The sequence below is a fragment of the Vibrio sp. Vb1755 genome, from assembly GCF_033338635.1.
Taxonomy (GTDB): Bacteria; Pseudomonadota; Gammaproteobacteria; order Enterobacterales; family Vibrionaceae; genus Vibrio; species Vibrio alginolyticus.
In genome coordinates this window covers 1-1,518 of sequence record NZ_JAWOTA010000116.1, presented here as the reverse complement: position 1 = coordinate 1,518, position 1,518 = coordinate 1, and the positions used below count along the sequence as shown (strand labels likewise).

Sequence of the window (1,518 nt, the reverse complement as noted above, 5' to 3'; positions counted from 1 at the left end):
TATCAATTAGTGAAATGGTTTCAAACCGCAATTTTATGTGTTGCTATCGCGCTGACCGGTTGTGCAAATACTTCTCAGCATTCAGCACTGAAGTGGCTTTACCCACCAATGGCTGTGCCTTTACAACCGAGCGTTCAACAAGAAGTTCAAATTGCGCGTTTATCACAACTACTGCAGCGCCCTGATCTCAGCGATGAAGTGCGTGCCAAAATGCATTATGAGCGTGGTAATTACTACGACAGTGTTGGCTTGCGTGACCTTGCTCGTTTGGACTTCAACCAATCATTGCAGTTGAACCCAGCTCAGCCAGATATATTTAATCTTCTCGGCGTTTACTTTACTCAGGTTGGAGAGTTTGATGCGGCATACGAAGCATTTGATTCAACACTCGAACTTGCACCAGATAACTCTTACGCAGAGCGCAATCGGGCGATAGCGCTATACTACGGCGGTCGTATTGATTTGGCCTTGGAAGATATGACCAAGCATTATCAAGAGATGCCAAGCGATCCATTTCGCGCATTGTGGTTATACATCATTGAAGCGGATCAAAACCCTGAGCAAGCAAAAGCAAACCTTCAGCAGCGTTACCAACAAGATCGCAGTGAAGAATGGGGTTGGGTGTTAGTCGCTCTTATGCTACGCGATGTTTCTGATGAAGCGGCTCTTGCTGCGATTATGGATGGGACGCGAGAAAACTATCGCCTTGCTCAGCGATTGACGGAAACCTATTTTTATCTCGGTAAACGTCATCAATTGGAAGGTGACATCGCCAGCGCGATTTCGTTGTATAAGCTCGCCATTTCGTTGAATGTGTACGAGTACGTTGAGCATCGTTACTCTTTCTTGGAGTTAGCACAAATTTATGACCAACTTCAGCAAGATAGGTTGGCCAAGCTAAAAGCCGCCGAGCAACAAGAACAGCAATAATGATAAAGCCGCTTCCATAAGCGGCTTTTTTACGCTTGATGATTGAGATAACTCGCTTTAGAATAGTTAGTCTTGCTAACTAATTGGTGAATCTTTATGGCTTTAGAAGAGAGTTTGATCGATTTGGAGCGTTTTTGCGCCAAAGCTTGGCGTGTTTACGCTAAAGAAGATCCATTGTCTCATCTTAGCTTTAACGAATTTGATTACTTACGCGTAATTCAGGTGTTTCCTGAAGGCGTTCGTATTACTGATCTTGCCGACGAGTTACAGGTAACCAAACCTTCTTCCTCCAATATGGTGGTGCGTTTAGAAAAGAAAGGGTTAGTGAAGCGTATTGCTTGCAATGAAGATGCTCGCGCAAAGCGTGTCTTATTGACGGAAGAGGTCGCTGAAAAAATGTCTTTAGAACAAATTGTTTATAAGGATATTTCGGATCAAATGATGCTAAAGCTAAACGAACAAGAAGCCAAACAATTGCAGTCGCTACTCAATAAAGCGCTTGGAAATTAACTCAAAAATTCATTTATTTAACTATTTAGTTAGCTTTGCTAACTATTGGTGAGAATCATGCAAAACTCCATTTATAAA

Annotated in this window: 2 protein-coding genes; both read left to right on the top strand. The window is 42.7% G+C overall.

Going from position 1 to position 1,518, the window contains the following annotated elements:
* Positions 1-9 precede the first annotated feature (9 nt).
* Complete coding sequence (gene nlpI, locus R7E00_RS23095) at positions 10-930, top strand: lipoprotein NlpI (protein WP_318124570.1); 921 nt, start codon at positions 10-12, stop codon at positions 928-930.
* A 96-nt stretch (positions 931-1,026) separates the two neighbouring features.
* The gene (locus R7E00_RS23090; protein WP_318124568.1) at positions 1,027-1,440 is read left to right on the top strand and encodes a MarR family winged helix-turn-helix transcriptional regulator; all 414 of its coding nucleotides are present in this window, start codon (positions 1,027-1,029) and stop codon (positions 1,438-1,440) included.
* The last annotated feature ends 78 nt before the right edge of the window (positions 1,441-1,518 follow it).

What these genes read in the sequence shown, in the direction of transcription:
- R7E00_RS23090 (WP_318124568.1), top strand. Translation starts at nt 1,027, where the DNA reads ATGGCTTTAGAAGAGAGTTTGATCGATTTGGAGCGTTTTTGCGCCAAA.